Genomic DNA, 252 nt, shown 5'->3' with positions numbered 1-252 from the left:
GCCATTTTTTCATTGGATTTACGCGGGATGACTGCTTTTATCCCTCTTCTTTTCAGTTCGTTACGTAACGCATGCCCGGAGTAGGCTTTATCAGCCAGTACTGCATGACCACGGCGCTTCATACTTCCGTTCTGGCGCTGAACACCGATACCGTCCAGAAGACGTTGTGCAAACCGGCTTTCGTGAGCCTGACCGGGACTCAGTACGATGTTTAACGGCAGACCACTTCCGTCTGTCGCCAGATGGATTTTG

Annotated in this window: 1 protein-coding gene; it reads right to left on the bottom strand. The window is 51.2% G+C overall.

Translation table 11 applies throughout. The annotated features are described in order from the left end of the window. Nucleotides 1–252, bottom strand: a 252-nt coding sequence (locus tag ACSZO4_RS26005; RefSeq protein WP_437891951.1) for a transposase, incomplete at both ends; no start/stop codon positions are given.

Origin of the sequence: Phytobacter sp. V91 (assembly GCF_965644225.1) — a bacterium.
Lineage (GTDB): Bacteria > Pseudomonadota > Gammaproteobacteria > Enterobacterales > Enterobacteriaceae > CBFFRJ01.
This window is presented reverse-complemented; position numbering and strand designations above follow the sequence as displayed.